The sequence below is a fragment of the Nitratireductor lacus genome, assembly GCF_056431025.1.
The window spans coordinates 13,278-39,959 of record NZ_JBWKMB010000031.1 but is presented as its reverse complement, the minus strand read 5'-3'; the positions used below and the strand labels follow the sequence as shown (position 1 = coordinate 39,959).

At 61.8% G+C, this 26,682-nt stretch carries 24 protein-coding genes and 2 pseudogenes; 4 read left to right on the top strand and 22 right to left on the bottom strand.

What is annotated here, in order from left to right; genetic code table 11:
• Nucleotides 1-158 precede the first annotated feature (158 nt).
• Nucleotides 159-525 (top strand): annotated as a pseudogene (locus AC07E3_RS19930) (P-loop NTPase family protein); the annotation flags it as partial.
• 15 nt (nt 526-540) lie between these two features.
• On the opposite strand, the gene AC07E3_RS19925 reads toward AC07E3_RS19930, so the two are convergent.
• From AC07E3_RS19925 to AC07E3_RS19890, 8 genes are all read right to left on the bottom strand, one after another.
• A complete protein-coding gene (locus AC07E3_RS19925) occupies nt 541-1,674 on the bottom strand; it encodes an FAD-dependent monooxygenase (protein ID WP_478364347.1) in 1,134 nt (377 codons plus the stop codon).
• A gap of 41 nt (nt 1,675-1,715) precedes the next feature.
• Nucleotides 1,716-3,002 (bottom strand): TRAP transporter large permease, encoded by a 1,287-nt coding sequence (locus tag AC07E3_RS19920; protein WP_478364345.1) that lies wholly within the window; start codon nt 3,000-3,002, stop codon nt 1,716-1,718.
• Entirely contained in the window at nt 2,999-3,514 is a 516-nt protein-coding gene (locus AC07E3_RS19915) for a TRAP transporter small permease (RefSeq protein WP_478364343.1), read from the bottom strand. Before AC07E3_RS19915 ends, AC07E3_RS19920 begins: the two co-directional genes overlap by 4 nt.
• Before the next feature lie 66 nt (nt 3,515-3,580).
• On the bottom strand, nt 3,581-4,594 hold the full coding sequence (locus tag AC07E3_RS19910; RefSeq protein ID WP_478364341.1) for a TRAP transporter substrate-binding protein: 1,014 nt from the start codon (nt 4,592-4,594) through the stop codon (nt 3,581-3,583).
• 60 nt (nt 4,595-4,654) lie between these two features.
• Complete coding sequence (locus AC07E3_RS19905; RefSeq protein WP_478364339.1) at nt 4,655-5,515, bottom strand: fumarylacetoacetate hydrolase family protein; 861 nt, start codon at nt 5,513-5,515, stop codon at nt 4,655-4,657.
• A 7-nt stretch (nt 5,516-5,522) separates the two neighbouring features.
• Nucleotides 5,523-6,563: a gentisate 1,2-dioxygenase gene (gene gtdA, locus AC07E3_RS19900; protein ID WP_478364337.1), complete on the bottom strand. Its 1,041-nt coding sequence runs from the start codon at nt 6,561-6,563 to the stop codon at nt 5,523-5,525.
• Entirely contained in the window at nt 6,564-8,675 is a 2,112-nt protein-coding gene (locus AC07E3_RS19895; RefSeq protein WP_478364335.1) for an acetate--CoA ligase family protein, read from the bottom strand.
• Entirely contained in the window at nt 8,672-10,336 is a 1,665-nt protein-coding gene (locus AC07E3_RS19890) for an AMP-binding protein (RefSeq protein WP_478364333.1), read from the bottom strand. Before AC07E3_RS19890 ends, AC07E3_RS19895 begins: the two co-directional genes overlap by 4 nt.
• A gap of 174 nt (nt 10,337-10,510) precedes the next feature.
• Between AC07E3_RS19890 and AC07E3_RS19885 the strand changes: the two genes are divergently transcribed.
• The gene (locus AC07E3_RS19885; protein ID WP_478364331.1) at nt 10,511-11,428 is read left to right on the top strand and encodes a LysR family transcriptional regulator; all 918 of its coding nucleotides are present in this window, start codon (nt 10,511-10,513) and stop codon (nt 11,426-11,428) included.
• Between the two features lie 646 nt (nt 11,429-12,074).
• Here the strand turns inward: AC07E3_RS19885 and AC07E3_RS19880 are convergent.
• On the bottom strand, nt 12,075-12,551 hold the full coding sequence (locus AC07E3_RS19880; protein ID WP_295810988.1) for an RrF2 family transcriptional regulator: 477 nt from the start codon (nt 12,549-12,551) through the stop codon (nt 12,075-12,077).
• A 124-nt stretch (nt 12,552-12,675) separates the two neighbouring features.
• On the opposite strand from AC07E3_RS19880, the gene AC07E3_RS19875 reads away from it, so the two are divergent.
• A complete protein-coding gene (locus tag AC07E3_RS19875; protein WP_478364329.1) occupies nt 12,676-13,884 on the top strand; it encodes an MFS transporter in 1,209 nt (402 codons plus the stop codon).
• A gap of 78 nt (nt 13,885-13,962) precedes the next feature.
• Nucleotides 13,963-14,356 (top strand): annotated as a pseudogene (locus tag AC07E3_RS19870) (IS481 family transposase); the annotation flags it as partial.
• A 25-nt stretch (nt 14,357-14,381) separates the two neighbouring features.
• On the opposite strand, the gene AC07E3_RS19865 reads toward AC07E3_RS19870, so the two are convergent.
• The 13 genes from AC07E3_RS19865 to AC07E3_RS19805 form a co-directional block, all read right to left on the bottom strand.
• Nucleotides 14,382-14,603: a DUF2274 domain-containing protein gene (locus AC07E3_RS19865; RefSeq protein ID WP_478364327.1), complete on the bottom strand. Its 222-nt coding sequence runs from the start codon at nt 14,601-14,603 to the stop codon at nt 14,382-14,384.
• Nucleotides 14,604-14,605: 2 nt separating this feature from the next.
• On the bottom strand, nt 14,606-15,733 hold the full coding sequence (locus tag AC07E3_RS19860; RefSeq protein WP_478364325.1) for a TraB/TrbI/VirB10 family type IV secretion system protein: 1,128 nt from the start codon (nt 15,731-15,733) through the stop codon (nt 14,606-14,608).
• A complete protein-coding gene (trbG, locus tag AC07E3_RS19855) occupies nt 15,730-16,725 on the bottom strand; it encodes a P-type conjugative transfer protein TrbG (RefSeq protein WP_478364323.1) in 996 nt (331 codons plus the stop codon). The genes AC07E3_RS19860 and trbG overlap by 4 nt, the downstream gene beginning before the upstream one ends.
• A complete protein-coding gene (gene trbF, locus AC07E3_RS19850; protein WP_478364321.1) occupies nt 16,722-17,411 on the bottom strand; it encodes a conjugal transfer protein TrbF in 690 nt (229 codons plus the stop codon). Before trbF ends, trbG begins: the two co-directional genes overlap by 4 nt.
• The gene (gene trbL / locus AC07E3_RS19845) at nt 17,408-18,781 is read right to left on the bottom strand and encodes a P-type conjugative transfer protein TrbL (protein WP_478364319.1); all 1,374 of its coding nucleotides are present in this window, start codon (nt 18,779-18,781) and stop codon (nt 17,408-17,410) included. Before trbL ends, trbF begins: the two co-directional genes overlap by 4 nt.
• A gap of 4 nt (nt 18,782-18,785) precedes the next feature.
• Complete coding sequence (gene trbK-alt / locus AC07E3_RS19840; RefSeq protein WP_478364317.1) at nt 18,786-19,073, bottom strand: putative entry exclusion protein TrbK-alt; 288 nt, start codon at nt 19,071-19,073, stop codon at nt 18,786-18,788.
• Nucleotides 19,074-19,092: 19 nt separating this feature from the next.
• Complete coding sequence (gene trbJ / locus AC07E3_RS19835; RefSeq protein ID WP_478364315.1) at nt 19,093-19,875, bottom strand: P-type conjugative transfer protein TrbJ; 783 nt, start codon at nt 19,873-19,875, stop codon at nt 19,093-19,095.
• Nucleotides 19,872-22,424: a conjugal transfer protein TrbE gene (gene trbE, locus AC07E3_RS19830; protein WP_478364313.1), complete on the bottom strand. Its 2,553-nt coding sequence runs from the start codon at nt 22,422-22,424 to the stop codon at nt 19,872-19,874. The genes trbJ and trbE overlap by 4 nt, the downstream gene beginning before the upstream one ends.
• Before the next feature lie 10 nt (nt 22,425-22,434).
• Nucleotides 22,435-22,716, bottom strand: a complete 282-nt coding sequence (locus AC07E3_RS19825) for a VirB3 family type IV secretion system protein (protein ID WP_478364311.1) — start codon at nt 22,714-22,716, stop codon at nt 22,435-22,437.
• A complete protein-coding gene (locus AC07E3_RS19820; protein WP_478364309.1) occupies nt 22,716-23,048 on the bottom strand; it encodes a TrbC/VirB2 family type IV secretion system protein in 333 nt (110 codons plus the stop codon). The genes AC07E3_RS19825 and AC07E3_RS19820 overlap by 1 nt, the downstream gene beginning before the upstream one ends.
• The gene (gene trbB, locus AC07E3_RS19815) at nt 23,045-24,025 is read right to left on the bottom strand and encodes a P-type conjugative transfer ATPase TrbB (RefSeq protein ID WP_478364307.1); all 981 of its coding nucleotides are present in this window, start codon (nt 24,023-24,025) and stop codon (nt 23,045-23,047) included. Before trbB ends, AC07E3_RS19820 begins: the two co-directional genes overlap by 4 nt.
• A gap of 145 nt (nt 24,026-24,170) precedes the next feature.
• Nucleotides 24,171-24,632 (bottom strand): ribbon-helix-helix domain-containing protein, encoded by a 462-nt coding sequence (locus AC07E3_RS19810; protein ID WP_478364305.1) that lies wholly within the window; start codon nt 24,630-24,632, stop codon nt 24,171-24,173.
• Between the two features lie 10 nt (nt 24,633-24,642).
• Entirely contained in the window at nt 24,643-26,631 is a 1,989-nt protein-coding gene (locus AC07E3_RS19805) for a conjugal transfer protein TraG (RefSeq protein WP_478364303.1), read from the bottom strand.
• Nucleotides 26,632-26,682 lie beyond the last annotated feature (51 nt).

Below are 26,682 nucleotides of genomic sequence, written 5' to 3'. Positions count from 1 at the left end.
CTTCGTCATATCAACTCCTGATTCGCAGCGACAATCCTCGCTGCCGTCAGGCAGAAAATCCACTTACACCACTGTCCGATTTTGCGGAGCCAGCTCTAAGATCGCCCCTTGATGCGCCGCACAACCATGCTGAAGCAAATTCGCCTGAAGACGAAGGTTTGAAACCATCCATTGCAAGCTACGTTGAAGACCCCGCCGTCATCGAGGTGATGCTCAATCTGGACTGTCGGCTCTGGATCGCCTGGTTGGCCGATACGGGAGAGACGGCGGCGGCATCCGATGGCGAACGGATCATTCGGCTCGTCGTCCATCATGTCGGTGCCGAAGTACATTCTACCGTACCGCCCGTCTCCGCCGAATTGCCGGAGACAGGCGAGCGCTCCGAAGGAATGCCCCCATGTTCGCCGCGCCGACCCTTGCCATCCGAAAGCCGCCGTCGCGGTGTTCACGCTCGACGACCATATGGCAAGCGGCATCATACATGTCGAGCAAGCCGAGGCGCGTCGCACCGCCGTCATGTCTCGCAAGCCAAACGATCGCTCAGACGTGGGCCGCCTCATACTCTCGCATGAATTCAGGGGCAGTTTGGCGGAGCCGTTCAGCGTCCATTCGCCCGGAACGATTTATATACTCGAAGGCGAAGTCTAAGGGCGGCAATTCTATCTTGTCCGCGTAATCCTCGTACCACAGAGCCGAAGCGTTCGCTGCGTCGAATATTTTGCGCGCAATGGGCGCGCGTTCGTCCTGATAGGCGGCGAATGCCTCGTCGCGGCTGTCGTGGGTCGCAATCGCGCGGGTCAGTGCAATCGCATCCTCCATCGCAAGCCGCGTCCCTGACCCGATCGAAAAGTGGGCGGTGTGCGCCGCATCGCCGACGAGGACGTAACGGCCCGAGGTCCATCGGTCGCACCAGAGCTTGGGAAACCGGCGCCAGTTGGATTTGTTTGTGATAAGCTTCGCGCCCTCCAGCACGTCCGCAAAGATCTCCTGACACAAGGTTGCGCTTTCCAACTCGTCCATCTCGGCGAAACCGTAACGGCGGAACACCGCGTCATTACATTCCACGAGAAATGTGCTGCGTGTCGGGTTGTAGCGGTAATGATGCGCATTCACAGCACCGTTTGGTGTCTGCACGAAGCTTTGCGTCAATGTGTTGAAAGGCCTTTCAGCTCCGAACCATGCAAAGTGGTTGCCGAAATATTCGACAGAGGGTGTGAACGCCTCTTCTAGCGAGTTGCGCACGAGCGAGTTCAGGCCGTCCGCACCGACGACAAGGTCCGCGTCCAGGTCTTCGAGATCCTCGATCCGCGTGTCGAAATCGATGCGGATGCCAAGGGCTTCTGCTCTGCTCCTTAGAATTTCGATCAGCGTGAGGCGCCCGATCGCGGTGAACCCGACCCCGTCCAGTACGACATTGCCTCCTGGAAGGTTCAAGGTCATGTTCTGCCAACGCTCCATGTGCGGCACCACAAGGTCGTGGGTCTCCGTATCGTCCGCCTTCAGAAAGGCAAGCGCCTGGTCTGAGAACACAACGCCGAAGCCAAAGGTCGCGCCCTTGGGGTTCTGTTCGTAGACTTGGATGTCAACACCCGGAATAAGACGACGCAGAAGAATGGCCGTATACAATCCCGCAGGTCCGCCACCGAGAATTGCAACTTTCGAAAGATAAGACATGGGCTACCTCCAGAAGCTTGAGGTTATTGCGAGGGCGTGGCTTAATTGGATTTCAGGAACAGATCCGCGCTGAAAAGCGATAAGGCGGGCACGAAGGTGACAACCATGAGCACCGTCGAAAAAAGCAAGAAGAACGGTAGAACGCCGCGATAGATTTCGCCCACCGGAACCTTAAGCGTCGATTGGGCAACGAAAATGTTGATGCCGAAGGGTGGCGAGAACATTCCAATCGCAAGGTTGAGCGTCACCACGATCCCGAAGTGTACCCGGTCGATCTCTAGTGCGTCCACCACCGGTACTAGGAGTGGGGACAGGAGTAGAATGGCCGAGATCGGATCCATCACGCAGCCCAACAGCAAGAGCAGGATATTGACGGCAATCAAGAATTGCCACGCTGAGATATCCATGCCCGTGACCCAGGCAACCATGTTTTGCGGGATCTGGTTCACCGCGAGGATCCAGGAAAAGAGCCCGGCCGCCGCGACGATGACAAGGATCTGAGCCGAGAAAATCACGGTTCTCGCCGCAGCGTCGAGTATGTCGCGCGGACCCAGTTCGCGGAACACGAAGAGGGTGACTCCCATGGCGTAGACACAGGCGACCGCCGCCGCTTCGGTGGGTGAGAAGACGCCCCCGTAGATGCCACCGAGAATGATAAACACCATTCCCAGCGCCCAGAGAGCCCGCCGCATCGTTCGCCAGAAATGAGCGGGTTTGATCGCGGGTTCGCGGCTCGGACCGCGCGCGGTGTGCGACCGGGCGACGATATAAACGCTCAAAATTGCGGCGAGGATTAATCCCGGTAAGATACCAGCGGCATAGAGGCGCGGGATAGAGGTTTCAGAGGCCGCGCCGTAGACGATCATCGGGATGGACGGGGGTATCACGATTCCGATCGCGCCAACCGAAGTAATCAGTCCGGCCGACATGCAGGGCGCATAGCCCTCTTTCGTCATCTCCGGGTGCAGGATACGCCCCACTGAGGCGACCGCCGCCGCGCTTGACCCTGAGATCGCACCGAAAACCGTCGCGGTGCCCACCGTCGTAACGCCAAGTGCTCCGGGCATCCGTCCTACGAAGGCGCGCACAAAGTCGACGAGCCGCAACGACACCGAACCCCGGCTCATCAATTCCCCTGCAAAGATGAAATAGGGAATGGCAAGCAGTCCCGTGGAACTGACCGACCCGAACAGATTCTGCTGAACCGCGGACATCGGCATGTTCATGGTAAAGGCCAGCGCAAAGACGGCCGAACATAAGAGCACGGCGAATACCGGGAAACCCCCGATCAGAAGCAGGGCGGGAAGGAAACCGAGAATCCAAGTCATATCCGTTGGCCGGTCACGTCATTGACGAAGTCCCGTATCCCGCGAAGTCGTCCAACCCCGCCTAGCCCGCGTAGCAAATAGATCGCGGAGCCAAGCACGAAACTGACTGTCACGGCGCTGTGCAAGGTCCACATCGGAAGACCTAAGGAATCACTGGTCATTCCGAAACTGAGGAGCCGCGCGACATAGCCGTAGGATAGGACAGCCACCCACCCCAGAAGCCCGGCAAGGCACAGATTCTGCACCAGAACCATCGGACCAGCCCAGGCCTTCGGCAGCATGTCGACGATGATGGACATTCTGAGCTCCGCCCGCTGCCATATACAGACCAGCGTCCCGAGATAGGTCATCACGACCATGAAGAACACAGCCGCTTCATCGGCCCACAGGAGCGCAGCGTCGAAGACGTAACGGGCTATCACGTTGCCTACGCCAAGCAACACGGCGGCGATCAGCCCAAGGCCCAGAAGCCCGCGCAAGGCGCCCAACAAATTATCGAAAGTTCTGGTCATGTTAGGGTGTTCCGTTGGAGAAAGAAGCAGGGCGGCAGATCCGGTCGAACCCGCCGGCCCCATGCGTCAGCGCGCGTCATCGGCCGCTTGCTTGAGAAGCTCGTAGTCGGCCTTGAGCTGCGGATCCCGGGCAACAACGACCTCTACCGCAGGAACCACAAGGTTGAGGAAAGTTTCGCGTTCAGCGTCATCCATGATCGTCATTATTCCACCCTGCGCCTCGTAGCCCGCTTCCAGTGCGGCAGGGCCGCTGTCGAGTTTGGCGGTATAGGCATCGATCGCCGCGATTGCCTGTTCACGCACCACGGCCTCCAACTCCGGCCCTATCCGGGCGAGAAAATCCTTGCTGATGATGCCGCCGACCATCAGAAAGTTTCTCGGCAAATAAGTTGCGTGTTTGGCGACATCGGCGAATTTGAAGCCGACGATGACAGGCAGGTTGGTCGCCGCCCCGTCCAAAACCCCCGTCTGAATACCGGGAAGCACGTCGCCCAGGGGAACCGAAACCGGTGAAATGCCGACTGCCTGCATCGGTTGATTGATCAGATCGGTTGCGCCGCCCGTACGGATCTTCTTGCCGCTCAGGTCCGCCACTGTATCTATCGGCTCACGGGTGACGACGGCGATCTGCCCGCTGGTCAGGATTATAAGTGGTTCGACGTTCGCGTTGGCCCCAAGCTCGGCCATGAGGCTCCTGACGCGCGGATCGTTCATCGTTCGCAGCGCATGATGCTCGTCATCGAACAGCCCGTTGGCGTCGAAGACCTGAAATCGTGGGTCGACTGCGTTCAAGAACCCGATTATCGGCGTCGTCATTTCAATGGTGCCCATTGCAACACCCTCGACCGCAGACGGGATGGGGCCGAGCTGGCTGGACGGGTATAACTCGACGTCGATGTGTCCGTCCGAGGCCTCCTCGACACCCGCCTCGAAGGCCTTCATCCAGGCTGAAAACGGGTCGATTTCCGTTAACGGTGCCGGAGATGAGACCTTCAACGTGAAATCTGCGGCGATTGCCGGAGTGGTAACGCTGAAGGCCAGGCCAAGTCCTCCCAAAGCCGCACGCGCAAGTCGTTTCATTGTTCTACCTCCCTTTCTGAGCATAGTGCGGTGGTAGTCCGCCTTGGATCGGTGCGACGCTCAGCCGACCGTTGCAATAAGAGTGCCCAATCCCTCCATCCAAGCCTCTAACCGGTCGCCGGACTTGACCGGGGCGACGCCAGCGGGTGTACCAGTCATGATCACGTCGCCGGGTGACAGGCTGTACATATGCGACGCGTATTCGATCAGCCCGGCGACATCGAAGATCAGGTCCCGCGTGTTGGCCCTCTGCCGGCTTTCGCCGTTGACGATGAGTTCAAAATCGAGCGCATCCGGGTCGGCGATCTCATCCTTGGTTACAAGCCAAGGACCAAGCACAGCGAATCCGTCGGGCGATTTTCGGAAGTCGGGAAACTCTTTTCCCCGCACAGTCATGTCGAGGCCGATGGTATAGCCCGCGATGTGCTCCATCGTCCGGTTGCGGGGGATCATGCGCCCCTCGCGCCCGATGACGATGCAGAGCTCGATCTCATGGTCGACACGACGGTCGGTGAAGCCAATGTCAATGGGCCGCGACGGCCCGGCCAGTGAGCTGTTGGCCTTAAGGAACAGACCGAAATCGTCAAGCCGCGTATAGATCTTGTCGTGGCTGATTTCTTTATCCGCGTTCGCCTCTTCGATGTGCATCTGGTAGTTGATGGGCGCACCGATGATCTTGCCCGGTGTGGCAACGCTGGGACCTAGCTTGACCGACGACACTGGAGCGCCGTCCCAACATTCGGTGAATGCGATCACGTCGTCGCGAATCGCCTCGAGCCGTGAGATGACGGGGTCGCCCATAGGGTAGGGCCAAGGCAGCGTTGGCCCATCGGGGAACACCAAATCAGTGATGTCGACTACGGTTTTCTCGTCCGGGCTAATCGCCCCCACACGACCATCGTTGAACGTACAGACTTTCATCTTTGGGCTATTCCTTCACTTCGCGAAACAGACCGAGCTTTTCATGAACCGGACGATCCGAGAACGTGAATGCGACGGCATCCCCTTCCGGTGCACGGTAACGGACCGTCGACCAGCCGGGGATCGAAAACACGTCGTTGTGCGACAGGCGAACAAAGTCACTATCGTTGACCGCGATCTCAAGGTTCCCCTCCAGCGCCACGACCACCTCGCCGTTGGTTGCGCGATAGGGGCGAGTTTCGTACCCCTTGGGGAACAGCCGCATTGTCGCCCCGATAGTCGGAATCGCCCAATCGCCATTCGTGGGATTCACATAGCGCAGCGCGATGCCGTGATGCGGGTCCACCGGCCCGGCGCGCAACATACGATCCAACGACTCGCGCGTACGTTCATAGGGATAGCTGAAGACGGGAGAAGTATGCATTGCCCCATGATCTAAAGGAAGCAGCCCATTGCCGTAGCGTGCCAACGCGTCGCCTTCGGGCCGGGTAATTTCCTGTTCCCCGTCCATGTGTTCTTCGCGAAACCCTGCGCCAAGCGCGGAGATCAACGGCACGTCCAAACCGTCCAGCCAGATCACCGGCGCATCGCCTTCATGTTTGTGGTCGTGCCACGTCCAGAAAGGGGTGATGACGAAGTCGCCACGGTGCATGGCGGTACGTTCACCATCCACAGACGTGATACCGCCCTCGCCTTCAAGGCAGAAACGCAGCGCGGATTGTGTATGCCGATGCGCGGGCGCCAATTCGCCAGGCAGGATCAGTTGAAGCCCCGCATAGAGCGTGTCTGTGATGCGCGACTGCCCCTCGAGGCCGGGGTTTTCCAACACCAACACTCGGCGCTCGGCCTCTTGCGCCGAGATCAGCGGACCCGCCGCCAACAGGGCCTCGCGCGCGGCCTGCCATTGCCAGCAGGTTGGAACCGCCTTGGGCTTCGGTTCGGAAGGCACCAACCCCTTGAGCCGTACCCAAAGGGGCGCAAGATTGAGCGGAGAGAGCGAGGCATAGTAGTCCTCAAGCTCGGATTTCGACTTGGTCTGCGTGGTCATCTATCCCTCCTCATGCAGTTTCGCCGACGTTTGACGGATGATCAGCGCATCAAGCACCGTCACTGTGTCCGATCGAACCGCCAGCGGATTGATTTCGACTTCCGCAATGTCCGGGTGATCTGCCATGATCTCCTGAACAGCGATCAACGCATCGAGCACGCCATCCACATGTCCCGGCGCGCGCCCACGAAAGCCGGTCAAGAGCGGAGCACCTTTCAGCGACATCACCAGTTCGCGTAGCGCCTCTCGACCGACGGGGGCGATACAGGTCGCCCTATCGCCAACGAGTTCGGTCAACACGCCCCCCACACCAACGGTCAGGCAGACGCCCCACGAAGGATCTTGCATCGCGCCGATCAGAAGCTCGGTTTCGAAAGGACACATCGCTTCGACGAGGTAGCGCCGCCCACTCGCTGCACCTGGAATGGCATCGATCGCGACCAGAGCGGCATCGAGCCGTTCGGGGCTGTCGATCTCTAAGTGAACGCCGCCGGCATCAGATTTGTGCGGGATCTCAGCGTCGAGCACCTTTACCACGACCGGTGCACCAAGCGCGTCCAAGGCCGCATGTGCCTCGATGTGGCTGTCGCAGACCCTCCGTGCGGGGGCCGCCAGACCATAGGCTTCGATCAAGTCTTTCGCCTGCGCTTCATCCGGCGTTTGACCTAGAGACACCATCGACTTGGCTCTATTCGGATTTGGGTTCGCGCTCGTGGCAATTTTCCGGCGGTGTTGCCCCTCGGCGTCGCGCACCAAGGCGACGGCGCAGGCCGCAAGTGCATCGGGTGACCCGGCGCAAAATATTCCTTGCTTGGCAAGCTCAGAGCGGTCCCCGTTCGTGTCGCGCGTGCCGAGGCCTGCGAAAATAATCGGGATCCCCACTCGGCCGGCTACACCGCCCAATACTGCCTTGGCGTCGAGCGCGGATGGTTCGTCGAGTGCAAAAATCAGGGCCGCGTCGATGGCTGCGTCTGCCAGGGTGGTTTCCACGACCTGGCCAAAGCTCTCGTCTGGTCTTCCCGTGTCCACAGGGTTCGCAAGATAGGTCAGTGGCGGCAGTAGCTTCTTGATCGCCCCCACCGTATCGGGGGCGAGCGTGGGCGTGTTGACACCCGCCACCTTGAGCTTGTCGGCAATGACCAGGCCCGGACCAGCCTGCCCGGTGATGACTGCGATCCCGGGCCTGTGCAGCGGAGGCAGGCGACGATGCGCAAGCACCGCAGCAGCCTGGGCCAACGCTTCGGTCCCATCGACGACTACCGCACCGGCCTGCCGCATCGCCGCGACAGTGGTCGAATGGGCACCCATCATTTTGCCGGTGTGGGAGAGGGCGAACTCGCCAACATCTTCTTGCCCGACCGGAAACACCACCACGGGCTTCTTCTCGGTGGCGCGGGCGATTGTCTCAAAGAGGACGCGGCCCTCAGTCACGCCTTCGAGATGGAGCGCGATGGATTTGGTGGCAGGGTCGTCAGCCAAGAATTCGATCAGGTCAACCGTACTGACATCGGCGGCATTGCCTAGTCCGACTGCGTGAGATACTCCCAAGCTCAGACCGTGCAACAAGAGCGCGATAGTCAAATTGACACCGCCAGATTGGGCGACCACGCCAACCGGTCCTGCTGCGATCTGATCGAGCCCCGGAGCGAAGGAGGCGATGCACCCACGCGCTGGGTTCAGGAAACCCGAGGTGTTTGGACCTAAAAGCCGCATATCCGCGTCGCGACAGGTCCGTAGGAGCGCCTCCTGCAACCTGCAACCGTCTTCTCCGGTCTCCGCAAAACCGCCGGCGATCACCAACAACCCCCCGGCCCCTGCCCGCGCCGCATCCTCTGCAACCGCGAGGGCAAGCCGACTCGGCACCGCTAGGATGACGAGATCAGGCGAGTGCGGCAGATCGGCAAGCGCGGCGTAACATTTCCGCCCCAGGACTTCGTCAGCGTTCGGATTGATCGGAAACACCACACCCGGGAAACTTCCAAGGGCCAACATGGCCTGGGAGCCTGCTTTTTCGAGTGAATTGGTCGCCCCCACGACTGCAATGCTTTTCGGCGCAAGCGCGCGCTCAAGGTTCTTGGTTCGGCGCGAGACAATCTTTGCATGATCCATCATGAGGTCACCTGCATTTGTTCGACGGACAACTTACTCGCGATGTCCTGACGTAATGCAGCACGGTCGAGCTTGCCGACGCGGGTAGTTGGGAAGTGCTTCCTGATTTCGAGACGCTCCGGCACCTTGAATTTGGCCAACCCGCGGTCGGTCAAAAAGATGGCTAGATCACCAAGATCGGGAAGCGTTTGACCAGCGTTCAGGATCAGGAACGCACAAGCCTTCTCGCCGTATACCGGGTCGGGCATGGCGACGACCTTGGCATCCGAAATTGCAGGGTGTTCGCAAAGCAGCCGCTCGACCTCCTCGGTTCCGAATTTCTCGCCCCCCCGATTGATGTTGTCCTTCACCCGGCCCTCGAAGCTGTAGGTGAGAGCACCGTCGATGATCCGCGACATAACCAGATCACCAGTCCGGAAGAATCCGTCGCTGGTGAAGCTGCGTGCGTTGATATCCGGCGCCGCGAAATATCCCGGCAAACTTGATGGTCCACGAAAGCAAAGTTCACCGGTGGTGCCCAGGGCGACTTCGTCCTCGGTTTCTACGGCGAGAAGCCGTACTTCGTCGGCCTCACTGCACAACCGCCCAATGGTTCCATGGCGCACTGCAGGGGGATCGTGGGGCGTCCCGGTCAGCACCAGCCCCTCGGTGATCCCGAACATGTTGATTGCGGTCACACCGGTCACCGCCTCGATCCCCTCGGCCCCGATAAGTGTCAGAAAGCACCTGAGCGACGAAAGATCGTGATCCGAGATCCCGTCATAGGCCGCGATGATTGGAGCATGGGGCCCGATGGTAAAAGCGATGCCGACCCGATGCCGCTCGATCTGATCAAAGAAGGCATCCACCGTCCACTGCGGCATGAGCACCGTCTTGTTTCCATAGATCAGCGTGCCGAGCAGAGCAAACATCATGCCCGCGTTATGCAAAAGCGGCAGTGCCCAGATGCGCGTGTCGGCTTTCGTGGTATCGTAACGGTCGAGCCAGGCGCGCGTGTGGGCGAGGTATTCCCCATGAAACCGCGGGATGATCTTCGGCAACCCAGTCGAGCCACCGGAAAGTTGCAGGACTGCGACGTCGCTGGGCGTCGGTGCATAGGCCGACAGATCCAATGCGTCACTGCCCGCATCTATCAGGTCTTCAATCCGCAGATCGCCGACGCCGTTGTGATCCCTGAGCGTGACAAGGGTACCGATATCATATTCATCGCACATGCTGCGCGCAAAGGCGGCAAGGTCCATGCTCTTGGTGAAATCCCCCTGCACGAAATAGGCCTTGGGCTTGGTGATTTCAGCAATGGCGCCGATTTCAAGCCGTCTATACTGTGGGATGGTGCAGACCGGTAGGATCCCAATCCTCATGCAGCCCAAAACCGCGATCTGGGTTTCGACCAACGTGCCCATCTGAAACAGTGCCCGGTCCCCCGGTCGCAGTCCCGCCTGTACAAGGTTCGTGGCCACCTGGAGCGCGGCGGTGTGAACCTGTGCGAAGGTCCAAGTCCGCTCTTCACAAACGAAAGCAACCCCTCCTGGATCTTCGGCCACGCAGCGTTCCAGCTGCGCGGGGATCGTCACATCACTCCACACGCCGGTTTCAAGACACTGGCGCGCCTGAACTTGCGACGAGTAAACGATCCCATCGATGGGAAACCTCGGACTTGGCAAACTCTTTCTCCTCCAGCATGCGCTGCGCTTAGGCTCAGGGCATGGTGCGTTGTGCTGTTTGGTCCGAAAATTGTACCGAGGAATATTATTTATCAATGCAATGGACTTTATAGACAATATAAACAAGACTTATGCACGTGACGCATAGCGTCGAAACCGGAAATACGGTCCCACATGGCTGACTACTTCGATTTGAATCTCTTGCGGGTGGCACATGCGATAGGCACCACCGCCTCGGTGTCCGGGGCGGCTCTGGAGCTGCAGATCAGCCAACCCGCCGTGAGCCTTGCTCTTCGTCGACTGCGGCAGGCGGTTGGTGATGATGTGTTTGTCCGAACATCACAGGGCATGATCCCGACCCCGCGCGGCGAAGACATCGTGGCTGCCGCGCGCCATATCCATGTTCTGGTCGATACGACCGTCATGCAGCGTCAAAGCTTCGAGCCGGCAACCGAGGCACGGACCTTTCGCATCGCGTTGTCAGATGTCGGCGAAATGGTGTTCCTGCCCCGAATTTCCGCCCGCATCCTCAGCTTGGCACCGAAATGCTCTGTGCTTTCGGTTAACCTTGCCACGCGGGATCTGGACGAAGCGCTGTTGTCGGGCACCGCCGATCTCGCGCTCGGTTACTTTCCCGATCTCGAAAAACCGGGGTTCTTCGTCCAAAGCCTCTTCGACCACCGCTTCGTGGGTTTCGCCCGTAAGGACCATCCGCTTCTCACCCCACAGAGAATGTCGCTCGACGCGTTCCTTGACGCGCGCCACGTCGCAGTCAATTTGCCGAGCCGAAGTCAGGAGTTGCTGGACAGCATCCTCAAGGCACACAATCTCCATCGGAATGTCCAGCTGACCGTGTCCCACTTCCTAAGTGTGCCGCCAATTTTGGAAGAGACCAACCTGATCGCCGTGGTCCCCTCGGCCATCGCAGATTACTTCAGACCTATGGGAACCCTCGCTTCATTCGAGCCGCCGATGGACCTAGGCGAATACCAGCTCAAGCAGCACTGGCACGAACGCTACAACAACGATGCAGCAAACCAATGGTTGCGCGCCAATATCGCCGCCGCCTTCATGGGGGGCACAGTCGGCTGAGCTAAACACCTCGCGCCTATTTTCTAAGGGCGCTAGGAGAGTGCCTCGAACACCTGATTGCGGACACTTTGCCCTCTGATTGTGAGGTGAAGCGACCAGAAATATGTCCCTCGCTTCTGGCGAGCGGCAGCGCCTATGTCAATACGCTGCACTGGAACGCATTAACGACGCAGGTGAATTAGTTGATCGTGCGGCGCCACAATTGGCAATACCCGGCCAAAGTGCTGACCGACGGCATCGTAGTTGCCGGAAAACCGCAGGTCGGCCCCCAAGCGTACACAGGATGAGCAGAAAGCCACAGACGCCCAACGCCGTGTCGACTCCAGCGTCCGTATATCCATTGAAGGTTAGTTCGGGCAAAGCAATGACGCCTACGGACTGGATGGCATTGTCGCGCGGCGCCCGGATACCAGTGAGGCCCGGAACCGGCCAACTTCGTCGTGATGAACCTGCTGAAGCTGGCGTGGCTCCCATTTTTAACTACGGTGTGCTGCGTCTGTCGGGAACAATGCCGGACATCATTTTGTCGTGCGGCTTTAACGCCCAGGCCAAGGCTTTTACATCCGGCAGCCGTGTTCACCCCATGCACAGCGCTGGCCGAAACCGACTGTTGATCCACGCTTTCTGAGTACGTTCCACCGGGGCTTTAGCCCGTCGCCAGCCATCGGCGCAGACCGTCGATAGCTGTATTGGAGCTGTCGGCGTCAATACCGGCGACTAGATCCGCGATCGAGATTTCGGCGAGCGCTTCCCGCCAAGCATGCTCGGCGGTAGCCATCGCGCGAGCGATCGCGCAGCGTTTGGAGCACTTGGCCGGGTCCACGCCGAGTGGCCCGTTCTGGCGAATCTCAGTGCATTGGAACACCGGCACGTCGCCCTCGATTGCGACCACTATCTGCAGCGCAGTGATGGCGCTTGGGGGTTGCGTGAGGACGTAACCACCCATCTGACCGGGGATGGAGTGGATTACGCCAGCACGCGAGAGTGCCTGTAGCTGCTTGGCTAGGTAGGCCGTAGGCACACCGTGTAGTTCGGCCAGCCGCGCCGCCGGTACCGGTTCAGCGGCTTGGGTCAACGAAACACAGCAATGCAATGCCCACTCCACTCCCTGCGACAATCTCATGTCCACGTCTCCCGACCATCTCATGCTTCATACAACTCCATATAACATCATTGCGGACACGTCACATCCGAGTTAAAACCAATGCGGACATAAAATATCCGAGTTCAAAATATGGGTGGAATTTATGACTGGATTGACTGACACGAACGAGCGCGACGTAGGCACCTCGTCGCCCTCCGAACGCGCCGCTACAGGGCTGGCATTGGTGGCCCTGTTCGTAGTGGCATTGAATCTGCGGCCAGCGATTGCCGCAGTCTCGCCGCTGATCGAGATGATTCGCTCCGACTTGGGGCTCTCGGCAACTGGTGCGGCGTTGCTCACGAGCATCCCGGTCGTGGCTATGGCACTATTCGCACCGGTAGCCGCCTCAGTGGCGCGTCGACTAAATCTGCACGCCAGTGTGCTGCTGGGACTCGTGATGATCGGGATTGGTTCCCTCGCCCGCGCGGGTGGCCAAATCACATGGTTGCAGACGATCAGCATCGCTGTGGTCGGCGCAGGCATCGGCATTGCGCAGACCCTACTGCCTGCCGTGATCAAAACCCGTTTTGCAAACCGCGCCACCTTGGTTACCGGAATCTACACCGCAGGCTTGGGTCTGGGTGCTGTCGTAGCGGCGGGAGCGAGCGTGCCCCTGTCCGATTGGCTCAAATCGTGGCCGCTCGCGCTTGCATCCTGGGCCGTCCTGGCAGGGGTTGGGATCGTACTCTGGGTTGGCTCGTCTCGGCCGCTAAACTTGGCTCATAGGGACGGTCCGGGCGGCCCGGTGACGCGTGGGCTACCTTGGCGCTCCGCCGCCGCGTGGAACATCACGGCTATCTCGGCTGGCAATTCGGCTTTGTACTATTGCGAATTGGCATGGATAGCCCCTTTGCTGCAAAACGACGCGGGACTCAGCGCCACACGTGCCGGCATGTTGCTAACCGCAATGCTCATCATCCAGGTAGTGGCTATGCTCGGCGTTCCTGCCCTGCTCGGCAACAGCCGCCATCAACGTCGCACCGGCCTCATGATCACGGCACTAATGGTGGCCATTGGGTTCTTCGGATTCGCGTTTTTTCCAGATACCGGAACATGGGCGTGGTTGATCCTGATCGGCGTCGGCCATGGCGGATTGTTTCCCTTGGCGTTGAGCCTTCCCGCATCCGAGAGCCGCGACCCCGACCACGCCAGCCAACTCAGCGGGATGGCTTTTCTCATTGGATACGCCTGTGCCGGTGTCGCACCTCTCGTCATAGGGGCGCTGCGTGACGCCCAAGGGACCTTCCAACTCGGGTTCGCGTTACTCGGCGTGGTGACTGTGTTGATGTTAGGCCCCATTCGGCGGCTGTGATTCGAGGGTCAGATATTCTGTTCCGACCATTGATGGCGCAGTGTTTTCTCCAAGATGGGAGGAAGCGCTATGGGATAGATTCTGGATGGGAGTGCCACGACGACAGAGGCAATCCGTCGAACAATATACAATAGTGAAGAGGGCCTGAGAGCACTGTCGAATCGCTATGGGATCAATCGGACGGCAGCCGCCAAACGGAAGAAGCGAACCTCAGTGGCCAACCCTCCAAGGGGACCGAATGCCCCGCATTCGACAGTGCTCTCACCCGAGGAGGAGGCGATCGTCGTTGCCTCCCGCAAGCACCGTTGCTGCCGTTCGATGATCGCCTCTACGCGCTTCAGCCGACGAACCCGGACCTGTCACGATCTTCAATGCTTCGCTGTCTGCATCGTCAGGGAATCAGCCGCTCCCGGAGATCGAAGGAGACAAATCGAACAGGAAGACGTTCAGGAGTTGCCCGATCGACGACTTCGATACCTGGGAATTTCTGAACCCAGCTAGCTCGCGGCTCTCCGCGCCTTGGCAAACCCGCGATCGGTGGCGATGAAGCGTTCCAGCATCGGCACGATCAGCTTCACCGGATCGGTGACGGGCTGCCCAGTCTCGCGGGCCAGAACTTCACTGTAGGCGACAAGATCGCGGTGGAGCGGAGCTGGCAGCTCCACCGTGACCTTCACGGGCTTGTCGTCGGGCAACGGCCCGAGTTTCAGCTTTACCATGGTCAACCTCCTGCGGGCTCGAATACCAAATCGCGCGTGACGATGATCCTGACCGGGAAGCCGGGCCGGATGGTCAGCGTGGGCGCGACCTGCAATTGGCGCTGGACGATCTGTTGGCCGGCCTCGTTGATTGTGTCCTGCGTCCCGTCGCGGAGGGCGCGAATCAGCCGGTCCTCGTCATCGGTAGCGAGTTCGGTTCCGACCGCAAGCAGTGTGGACAAACCGGCGGCCTTCATCAGATCCCACCAGTGATAATTGACGCCATCCTTAAGACCGGCATAGCCGCTGGCGTCCGCGCCCGGCAGGCGCTCGAGGACGATGGAACGGCCACCCGGCAGGATAAGCCGATTCCAGACCAGCAGCACACGGCGCTGACCAAATGTCACGCCGTCATCGTATTGGCCAATGATGCGCGTGCCCTGCGGGATCAGGAGCAGGCTGCCGGTCGGGCTATCATAGACGTTCTCCGTCACCTGCGCAGTGATCAGGCCGGGCAGATCGGAGCGGATGCCGGTGATGAGCGCCGCCGGGATCACGGAACCCGCCTGAAGAATATAGGGCGATGCCGGCCGCGTAAGGCGATCCGCCGCGATGGTCTGCCGGTCCACTGGCCCGTTGAGGAACGCCGCATGCCGGTCCTGCGCCTCGGGCTGCCCTCCAGAGTCGAGCCCGGCAAGACCGGGCATGGTCGTGTCGGGTGCGGCTCCGGCGCGCGGTGCGGATTGAAAGAACACGTTGCTGAGCCGTGCGGCTTCTTCTTCGGCGCGCCGCCGCTCTTCCTCCGGATCGACGGCAGGTGTCGTGATGGCAGGAGGCGAAACGGGCTGTCCCCGATCCTGCGCGTCGAGGATCGGACGACCGAGATCGCCCGGCAGCGCCGAGCCGAGAACCGGCCCGGTATAGTCTGACGGCAGACCGGTGAGCCCGTCCGCCGTGGACCGGTTTTCGGTGGAATAGAGTTCTTCACCGTTTCCACCTCTGCCCGGCGACTGTAGAGCGTAGATCAAGGCCCCGCCGATGCCGAGAAGGGCCACTGCACCGACGCCTGCCAGAACCTTGCGGGACAGGCGCGTGACGCGCGGCGGTTCCGCGCGCAGCCGCATCGGAGCTGCGGTGTCGGTCACACTCATGACGATCCTCCTTTGCCGCTTTGCGCAGGGGCTGCGGCCTGTCGCTCTTCGATGCGGACAATCCTGACGACCTGCTGACGCTCGCCGCTACCGAGGCGCAGCTCGGCTGTACCGAACAGGCGATCCACGATCAGGATGTTCCGGTGGACGCGGCTGTTGACGATCCGTAGTTCACCATCGGACCCGAGCACGAAGAGCGGAGGCATCTCCCCCTGCACGATCCCGACCGGGAAGACGACATAGACGCGGCGACCGTCGTCGAAGACGGAAGTGGGCCGCCAGGGCGGGCTGTTCCCTTGCACCTGCAATCCGTAGCGGTGGTTGCGGGCGGCAGGTCCGGGAATGTTCGGTGTCGCCGGCATGCTGCGCTGCGTTGCAGGTGGCGGCGGATAGGCCCAGGCGACAGCGGGCATGTAAGGTTCCTCGCGGGCACGCAGTTCGATCATGTAGGTGCGCCGGTCGGTGGTGACGACGAGATTGGTCGAGATATCCGGCCGGGTCGGCTTGACGAGGATATGAACACGGCGGTTCGCGCCCGAGCCGCTCTCGGTGTCGCCGATAATCCAGCGGGCCGTATCCCCCGCCGCAACAGGTCCCGCCCCGGTCAGGCTCTCGCCGGGTTCGAGGGCAATGTTGGTGATCTGACCCGGTGCGGCATAGACCTGATAGAGTGCACCTTCGCTCCAGGGATAAATCTGAATTGAATTGTAATAGCCCTCGCGCCGGGGCTCGACGCGGGCTGCGGTATTGGCGTTCTCAACACGGCCCGTCGGCGTGCTGGCGATCTGCCCGCCATGCGCAACTGTCCAGGCTGGCGGCGTATGCAGCGGACGTGGCCGCTCGCGGCCGCTTGAGGTCTGCACTTCGGGAATCGGCGGCACCTCGGCATCGTAGCTGAACTGCGGCGTGTGATTGGTGGCGCAGCCGGCCAGCGCGGTCGCGGAAAACAGCAAAACTGCCAAGGCGGGTTTGCGAAAGAACGGGCAGGTCATTGGCCCATCTCCCTCGACCAGGAGATCGCGTTGACATAGATGCCGAGGGGATTGGCGCGCAGGCGCTCGGCGGTACGCGGCGTCTGGATCACGATGGTCAGGATCGCGGTCCATCGCTCGGTCGTGGAAAGCTGGCCGTTCTCATAGTGCCGCTCCGTCCAGGCGACACGGAAGCTGTCGGGTGAGGCCCGGATCACCGAGGAAACTTCAATGGATACCTGCTCCTGTCCGACACGGGTGAAGGGATCGTTGCTGCGTGCGTAGTCGTTCAAGGCGGCCGCACCGCGATCCGTGGTGAACTCGTAGGCCCGAAGCCAGTTCTGCCTGACAATGATGGCGTCGGCTGGAATGCTTCTCACCTGTTCGATGAAGTGGCCGAGATGGAAGGCGATCTGCGGATCGGTGGGCCGATAGTTAGCATTCGCAGGCGCGACAGCCTGCGCCTGACCGAGATTGTCCACCTGCACAACCCAGGGCACGATGGTCCCGCGCGCCGATTGCCAGACAAGGGCAGCGGCCAAGCCTGCCGAGAGGATCAGGCTGCCAAAGGCCATATAGCGCCAGTTCCTCGCCTGCACGCGGACCGAGCCGATGCGCTCGTCCCAGACCTGCGCGGCTTTCTGATAGGGCGTCTCGGGTTCCGGCGATTTACCGTAATGGGTCGATGGTCGCTTGAAGATGCTCATGAGCGGTCACTTTCGGAAAGATTGACGGAAGAGCCGGAGCCATGGCTATCGCCGGAGCGCACCGCGTGGGCGGCCATGGTCGTGCCGTGATTGAGCGCCTGAGAACGCTGCATACGCTGTGCCCAGGCCGGAGGACTGCCCGCGCGAGACGTTGGGGCTGCTGCTGGCGCTCCGTCCCGATCGCCAACTGTTCCCATGGAAGACTTGCCGCCTGTCGCCCTGAAACCCGCGCGTGCGCCCGTGGCAAAGCTGGACTTGACGGTTTCGGAGGCGCGCGAAGTGCCTCGCTTGAGCGGTGAGACGGCTGCCGAACCTGCGGCGCGGGCAACGCCCCCCATGCCGGATGCGACACCGGCTGTCCCGGTCTGGCCGAGTGCGCCGACGCTGTAGGCAGCACTCGCGGCCCCGGCAGCGGCGGCGCCTCCACGAACGGCCGCCGCCCCACCAGACAGGGCAGCCGCGCCGCCCTTTGCGCCAAGCATAGTCGCACCGCCTGCTGCGGCACCTCCGGCAAGCACCATGCCGCCGGCGGTGAGCCCCGTGCCCACGGCTGAGCCCGCGCCGAGTTGAGGACCGCCGGAGACGAGGCCGGACGCGATGCCAGGGCCGAAAATGCCGAGGCCGAGCAGCGACAGAGCCGCCAGCACGATGGCCATGGCGTCGTCGATGGTCGGGGTCGCGCCGCCAAAGCCTGCGGTGAACTGGCCAAACAGCGTCGAGCCGATGCCGATGATGACGGCGAGCACCAGCACCTTGATCCCGGAGGACACCACATTGCCAAGCACGCGCTCAGCTATGAAGGCAGTCTTGCCGAACAGGCCGAACGGAATGAGGACGAAGCCAGCCAGCGTCGTGAGCTTGAACTCGATCAGCGTGACGAAGAGTTGGATGGCGAGGATGAAGAAGGCGAAGATGACCAGCGCCCAGGCGAAGAGCAGGCAGGCGATCTGGATGAAGTTCTCGAAGAAGGCCCAATAACCCATTAGGTCGGAGATGGAATCGAGAAGCGGCCGTCCGGCATCGAGGCCGGTCTGTGCCACGCGGCCGGGGCGCATCAGATCGGCGGTGGAAAAGCCGGTGCCCGAGGCTTGCAGGCCGAGGCCGGCGAAACTCTCGAAGACGATGCGGGCGAGATTGTTCCAGTTGGAAATCAGATAAGCGAAGACGCCAACGAACAGGGTTTTCTTGACCAGCCGCGCCATGATGTCGTCGTCGGCGCCCCAACTCCAGAAGAGGGCCGCCAGTGTCACGTCAATGACGATAAGTGTGGTGGCGATGAACGCCACCTCACCGCCGAGCAGGCCAAAGCCGGAGTCGATATAGCTTGTGAAGACCCCGAGAAAATCGTCGATGACGCCTGTGCCCTCCATGTGCTCACCATCCTTCGCTGGCGTGTGGCGTGGCGGACACTGGGGTTCGGCCGAGGAAGCGGTCGCGGGATTCGGCCCAGATAGTGAGGCAGTCGCGATTGCTCACGGCTGCCTCCCCCATCTGCTGGCACCGGAGCAGGCTTTCGCGGAGAGGATCGGCTGCAGGCTGAAGTGTCGGTGCCGTCCTGGCCGGCACCGGTTCCTCCTTCCGGGTCATCTCGATCACCGTGGTAGTGATCGCGATGGCGACGAATACGATCGTCCCGAGCCGGGCCAGCATCTTGCCGTCCATGGAATGCCCTCTCGTCCCGTCAGTTGCCGTTGTTGAACATCTGCGCGTTACCGGGCTGGTAGCCGCTGCCCGGCGTCAGGAAGCGCTCGCGCTGGATGCGCCCCTGCTCGGCGGCCGTGGCGCGCTCAGCCTCGATCAGTGCCTCTGATCTGCCATTGGCGGACATCACAGCGATCAGATCGGAAAGCTGCTGCGATTGCAGTGCGAGCAACTGATTGCCGGCCTGCATCGCCTGCAACGCGCCGGTCGCGCCCTGACTCTGACCGACAAGCTCCGACATCTCGGCGCGGTTGGTATCGATATTACCGACGACACCGGCCTGGACGCGCATCGCGTCCTGAAGGCCGCCCACGGTGTTTTCCCAGCGCGAACGGGCATCGGCAATCAATTGCGTGTCGGTCGCCGAAAGATCGAGATTGGCGTAGTCCTGCTGGAACATACGGTCGATCTCCTGCACATCGAAAGCGATGTTCTGCGCCTCTCCGAGCAATTGCTGGGTGCGCTGCACATTCTGCTGGAGTTGTTGGAGCGAGGAATGCGGCAGGCTCGCGAGGTTGCGGGCCTGGTTGATGAGCATCTGCGCCTCATTCTGAAGCTGCTGGATCTGGTTGTTGATCTGCTCCAGGGTGCGCGCCGCCGTCAGGAGGTTCTCGGCATGATTGGTCGGGTCGTAGACGATGCGGCCGAGACCAAAGAGCGCATGGGCCGGGCTCGCCAGTATGGGAGACAGTGCGACCGGTGCGGCAAGGGCCACCGCGAGTGCCGAGGCGCTGGCGAAACGGAAAACACGCGTTCGGGTCATGGAAGGATATCCTCTTCGTTTAGGGTGGGGGCGGGTTCCGTTTCGGCCGGAATGGAGTCGTCCGGTTCGGGCTCTGTCGGCGCGGCGGGAGGCGATGTGTGCTTCTCTACCGGCCCGTCCGGCGCGAGATTGGTCAGGTCGGGAATCAGCCCGGCCGCCCATTCGACGCCGCGATGGCGCAGCCAGGCGGCGAGAAAGCTGTCGCTTCCCTGCTCGGCATGGATGCGCGCGATTTCGGTCTGGTCGGATTTGGAGGATGCGGCGCAGAGCGCGAGGCCGACTTCGCTGAGGCCCAGTTCGAACAGCCGATTGCCGCGCCGTGATTGGCAATAATAGTCCCGCTTGGGCACCGCCCGCGCGAGAATTTCGATCTGGCGGTCATTGAGGCCGAAGCGGCGATAGATCGCGGTGATCTGCGGCTCGATGGCCCGCTCGTTCGGCAGCAGCAACCGCGTCGGGCAGCTTTCTATGATGGCGGGCGCAATCTCGGAGTTGTCGATGTCGCTGAGGCTCTGCGTGGCGAAGATGACAGAGGCATTCTTTTTCCTGAGCGTCTTCAGCCACTCGCGGAGCTGACTGGCAAAGCCTTCATCGTCCAGTGCAAGCCAGCCCTCGTCGATGATGAGCAGCGTGGGCCGTCCGTCGAGTCGGTCGCCGATGCGGTGGAACAGATACGCCAGCACTGCGGGCGCGGCGCCCGTGCCGACCAGCCCCTCGATCTCGAACGCCTGCACGTCGGCCGAGCCGAGATGTTCGGTCTCGGCGTCGAGCAGCCGGCCGTAGGCCCCACCGACGCAGTATGGCCGAAGGGCTTGCTTGAGGTCGTTGGATTGCAACAGCACCGCAAGGCCGGTGATCGTGCGCTCTTCGACCGGCGCGGAGGCGAGCGAGGTCAGCGCCGTCCAGAGATGCTCCTTGACCTCGGGCGTGATCACGGCGCCCTCGCGCGTGAGGATCGCAACGATCCAGTCGGCGGCCCAGGCGCGCTCGTAGGTATCGTGGATACGGGCGAGCGGCTGGAGCGAAACGGCGCTATCTACCCCTTCCGTCAACCCACCGCCGAGGTCGTGCCAGTCGCCGCCCATGGCGAGCGCGGCGGCGCGGATGCTGCCGCCGAAGTCGAAGGCGAAAACCTGTGATCCCGAATAGCGGCGGAACTGGAGCGCCATCGCGGCGAGCAGCACGGACTTGCCCGCGCCGGTCGGACCAACGACGAGGGTGTGACCGACATCGCCGACATGGAGGGAAAACCGGAACGGGGTGGAGCCTTCGGTCCTGGCATAAAGTAGCGGAGCGTCGCCGAAATGCTCGTCCCGTTCCGGCCCCGCCCACACCGCTGAAAGCGGGATCATGTGGGCGAGATTCAATGTGCTGATGGGCGGCTGGCGGACATTGGCGTAGGCGTGTCCGGGCAGGCTGCCGAGCCATGCGTCAACCGAGTTGATGGTCTCGGCCATGGCGGTGAAGTCACGGCCCTGAACGATCTTTTCGACCAGGCGCAGCTTCTCGTCGGCTATGCGCGGGTCGGCATCCCAGACCGTGACGGTGGCAGTGACATAGGCCATGCCGGCAACGTCCGCGCCGAGTTCCTGCAACGCCATGTCGGCGTCCGCCGCCTTGTTGGCGGCGTCGGTGTCAACGAGCGCGGATTGCTCGTTCGTCATCACCTCTTTCAGGATCGCTGCGATGGACTTGCGCTTGGCGAACCACTGGCGGCGGATGCGGGTCAGCAGCCGGGTCGCATCGGTCTTGTCGAGCAGGATCGCGCGCGTGCTCCACCTGTAGGGGAACGGCAGCCGGTTCATCTCGTCGAGCAGGCCCGGCGTCGTCGCGGTCGGGAATCCCACGATGGTCAGCACGCGCAGATGCGCGTCGCCAAGGCGCGGCTCCAGCCCGCCGGTCAATGGCTGGTCGGCCAGCAGCGCGTCGAGATGCATCGGCACTTCGGGCACGCGCACGTGCTGCTGGTTCGTGGAAATCGTCGAATGCAGGTAGGTCAGCGTCTCGGTATCATCGAGCCAGCGGCATTCCGGCATGAAGCCGTCGAGCAGCGCCAGCACGCGGTCGGTGCGGTCGATGAAGCCGCGCAGGAGTTCCCATGGATCGACCCCGGATTGCTCACGCCCTTCGTAGAGCCAGGTTTCCGCGCGGGCCGCGTCTTCGGCAGGCGGCAACCAGAGGAAAGTGAGATAGTAGCGAGACTCGAAATGGCTGCCTTCTTCTTCGAACTGCGCCTTGCGCTCGGCATCGATCAGCGCCGATGCGGCATCGGGAAAACTGCTGTCAGGATAGGTCGCCGCCTCGCTGCGCTGTGCCTCGACAAAGATGCTCCAGCCTGATCCGAGACGGCGGAAGGCATTGTTGATGCGGCCGGCGACCGCGACCAGTTCGGCCGCAACGGCGGAATCCAGATCGGGGCCGCGAAACTTCGCCGTCCTCTGAAACGAGCCGTCCTTGTTGAGCACGACGCCCTGATCGAGCAGCGCAGCCCAGGGCAGATAGTCGGCGAGACGGGATGCGGCGCGGCGATACTCGGCAAGGTTCATCATGGCCACACCCTCACACCGACAGATGGTCGGGGATGCGCAGGTGCCGGCGACCGACCTCCACGAAGAGCGGATCGCGCTTCGCCGCCCAGACCGCTAGGAAGTGGCCGATTGCCCAGATACCGAGGCCGACCAGCCAGAGGCGCAGTCCGAGGCCCAGAGCTCCGGCAAGCGTGCCGTTCATGATGGCGATGCTTCGCGGGGCGCCGCCGAGCAGAATGTGCTCAGTCAGCGCGCGATGGACCGGAATGGAAAATCCCGGCACCGCGTCGATCTGTTCGAGACCCTCCGCCATCAGACGAGCGCCCCGCCGCCGAAGGAGAAGAACGACAGGAAGAAGCTGGATGCCGCAAAGGCGATCGACAAGCCGAACACGATCTGGATCAGTCGCCGAAAACCGCCGCCGGTGTCGCCGAACGCCAGCGTCAGGCCGGTAACGATGATGATGATCACGGCGATGATCTTGGCGACCGGCCCCTCGATGGATTCCAGGATCGATTGCAGCGGCGCTTCCCACGGCATCGACGAGCCGGAGGCGCGGGCGGCGGGTGCGAGAAAGAGACTGACATAGGCAATGGTGGCAGCCGTCGAGATGTGACGACGGATGCGCAGGGCGCTGCGGATCATGAAGGGTCTCCCTTTGAGTCGGTTGCGGAGGTGATGCGGTAGTCACCGTCCGGCCCAAGCCCTTCGACGCGGGCAAGTTCATCCAGCAGGCGCGCGGAGCCACGACCGGACAGGACGGCCACGAGATCAATAGTCTCGGCGATTAGCGCGCGCGGGACCGTGACGACGGCTTCCTGGATGAGCTGTTCAAGGCGGCGCAGTGCGCCGATGCCAGAACCGGCATGGATCGTGCCGATGCCACCGGGGTGGCCGGTTCCCCATGCTTTGAGCAGGTCGAGGGCTTCGGAGCCGCGCACCTCGCCGATGGGAATTCGGTCGGGGCGCAGGCGCAGAGAAGAGCGGACGAGATCCGATAAGGTTGCGACGCCATCCTTGGTGCGCATGGCGACAAGGTTCGGCGCAGCGCATTGCAGCTCACGGGTGTCTTCGATGATGATGACGCGATCAGCGCCCTTCGACACCTCGGCGAGCAGCGCATTGGTGAGCGTGGTCTTGCCGGTGCTGGTGCCGCCCGCCACGAGGATGTTGGCGCGTGTCGCAACGTTCAGGCGGAGCACTTCAGCCTGAAAGCGGGTCATGATGCCGGCGGCGACGTAATCGTCGAGTGTGAACACCGCGACGGCGGGTTTGCGGATGGCGAAGGTGGGTGCGGCTACAACTGGCGGCAAAAGCCCTTCGAACCGCTCGCCAGTTTCGGGAAGTTCGGCCGAAACGCGCGGGCTACGGGTATGCACCTCCGCGCCGACATGGTGCGCGACCAGCCGCACGATGCGTTCGCCATCGGCGGGTGACATCAGCTCGCCCGTGTCGGCCAGACCTTCCGACAACCGGTCCACCCAGATGCGGCCGTCCGGGTTCAGCATCACCTCGATGACACCCGGGTCTTCGAGAAGCTGGCCGATAGATGGGCCGAGCGCGGTGCGCAGCATGCGCGCGCCTCGTGCCATCGCTTCCGGTTTGTGATGTGTGGCAGTCATCTCGGCCCCGTTTTCTGACGGGGCACGACCAACGGTCCCCGCGTCGGGGTCGATTAAGAAAACCCGAACTCGGGCTGGTTCAACAAGTATTTACGCGCGTGCGGCCATCGGCGGTGAACGGCGGCAAATAGGAAGGGTTAAATATTCAGGAACGGTCGCTGTTCGCGTCGGATTGATCTGGCGATGGATCGTCGTCAAACGAATCGATATCACGCGACAATTCTTTCAGGAACCTGTCTCCCGTCGCCAGTTTCCGGCCAAGGCTTTGCATGAAACCCTCGAACCGCTCCGCGCCTTTCGCTCGCGCTGACGTCTGCGCGCCTTCCGGCAGCGGTGGCGTAACGGTCAACCAGAAGCGGATGAACAGCGAGACGGTCTCGCCGAGGACGGCAAGATCTTCGTCGAGCCCGTCGACCTGGCGACCGAGCTTGTCCAGACGGCGTGACATTGCCGCCTCGAGTTGCTCGGCGGAATCGCCGGACAGGAAGAATGCTACCGCGGCCTCGACAATGGCGGACTTGGAAACCTTGCGGCGCAGAGATAGCGACTCGACCTGCTTGAGCAGTTCGGGATCGAAATAGACGTTCATGCGGGTTCGGGTCGTCATGATGCCTCCCTCAAAACTCGATGCCGTCGTCGGGGTTCATCGACGCCTGCCGTGCGACAGTGCGCATGCGTACGCGCATGGCACGAGCCTTGTTCGTGTCGACGTCAGGTTCGTCGTCCAGCATGTCGAATTCGTGCGCGGGCGGAGAAGACGGCGGGACGATTTCCTCATGTTCGGGCAGTTCCGGCTCGCGGCGAATACCGGCATTCGCCGGATCGCCCTCAGCCTGGTCCGCGGCGACCGGAACGGGATCGCTTTCCATCGCGACGATCCGGCTCGACCAATCGTCTGTTGCGGATTGGGTGCCGGCCGGAACGGGCGCAAGAACGGGCGGCGATACAACCCGCTCAGTGAAGCGCGTATCCTCGAAATAGCGTGCCTTCTTCGCTCGGATCGGCGGGGTGCCCGCGACCATGACGATCTCGTCGGCAGGCGGGAGCTGCATGATCTCACCGGGCGTCAGCAGCGGGCGTGCGGTCTCCTGCCTTGAGACCATGAGATGCCCGAGCCAGGGCGCGAGCCGGTGCCCAGCATAGTTGGCGGAGTCGCGCTGCTCGGTCGCAGTGCCGAGCGAGTCTGACACGCGCTTGGCCGTGCGTTCGTCATTGGTGGCGAAGGCGACGCGGACATGGCAATTGTCGAGGATCGAGTTGTTCTGCCCATAGGCGCGCTCGATCTGGTTGAGCGATTGCGCGATGAGGAAGCTCTTGAGACCGTAGCCAGCCATGAACGCCAAGGCTGACTCGAAGAAGTCCAGCCTGCCGAGCGCCGGAAACTCGTCCAACATCAGCAGCAGACGATGCCGCTTGCCGGCTGTCTCCAGTTCCTCGGTCAACCTGCGCCCGATCTGGTTGAGGATCAGGCGGATGAGCGGTTTGGTGCGATTGATGTCGGACGGCGGCACGACCAGGTAGAGGCTAACCGGCTCCTTGCTTCCGACAAGATCGGCGATGCGCCAGGCGCAGCGTCGCGTTACCCTGGCGACGACGGGATCGCGGTAGAGGCCGAGAAATGACATGGCCGTGGACAGTACGCCCGATCGTTCGTTATCTGCCTTGTTTAGCAACTCGCGCGCCGCCGACGCCACGACGGGATGCACACCGGCCTCGCCGAGATGCGGCGTGTCCATCATAGCGCGTAGTGTGACTTCGACTGGCCGCTTTGGATCGGACAGGAAATTGGCGACGCCGGCCAAGGTTTTGTCGGGCTCGGCATAAAGGACGTGCAGGATTGCACCGACCAGCAAGGCATGGCTGGTTTTTTCCCAATGATTGCGCTTGTCGAGGCTGCCTTCGGGATCGACGAGAATGTCCGCGATGTTCTGCACATCGCGGACTTCCCATTCCCCCTGCCGCACCTCCAGCAGCGGGTTGTAGGCAGACGATTTCGCGTTGGTCGGATCGAACAGCAGGACGCGGCCGTGCTTCGCTCGGAAACCCGCTGTCAGCGTCCAGTTCTCGCCCTTGATGTCATGGACAATGCAGCTTCCCGGCCAGGTCAGCAGCGTCGGCACGACGAGCCCGACACCCTTGCCGCTGCGCGTTGGTGCGAAGCACAAAACATGTTCAGGACCATCATGGCGCAGATAGTTGTGGTCGTATTGGCCGAGCACGACGCCATCAGAGTCGAGCAGCCCGGCAGCGTGTATTTCCTTGTCCTCGGCCCATCGTGCCGAACCGTAGGTGACGACGTTCCGGGCTTCCCGTGCCCGGATAATCGACATGAGGATTGCTGCAGCGACAGCGATAAAACCGCCGGACGCGGCAATGATCGCGCCCTCGACAAAGATCGCCGGCGCATAGGCGTCGAAGGAGAACCACCACCAAAAGAAAGCCGGCGGGTAATAGACCGGCCAGCCGGCTAGGTCGAACCATGGATTGCCGAGCTGGGGCTGGAAACCGAGCCGCCATGCGGTCCATTGTGTCGCCGCCCAGGTCATCATCAGGACAATGGTGAAGACGACGGTGATCTGCCCCCAGAGTATTCGGCCTCCGCGCATACCGGCTCCAATCGGCAAAAGAGGTGGAGCCGATCAGAGTAGGCATTCGAG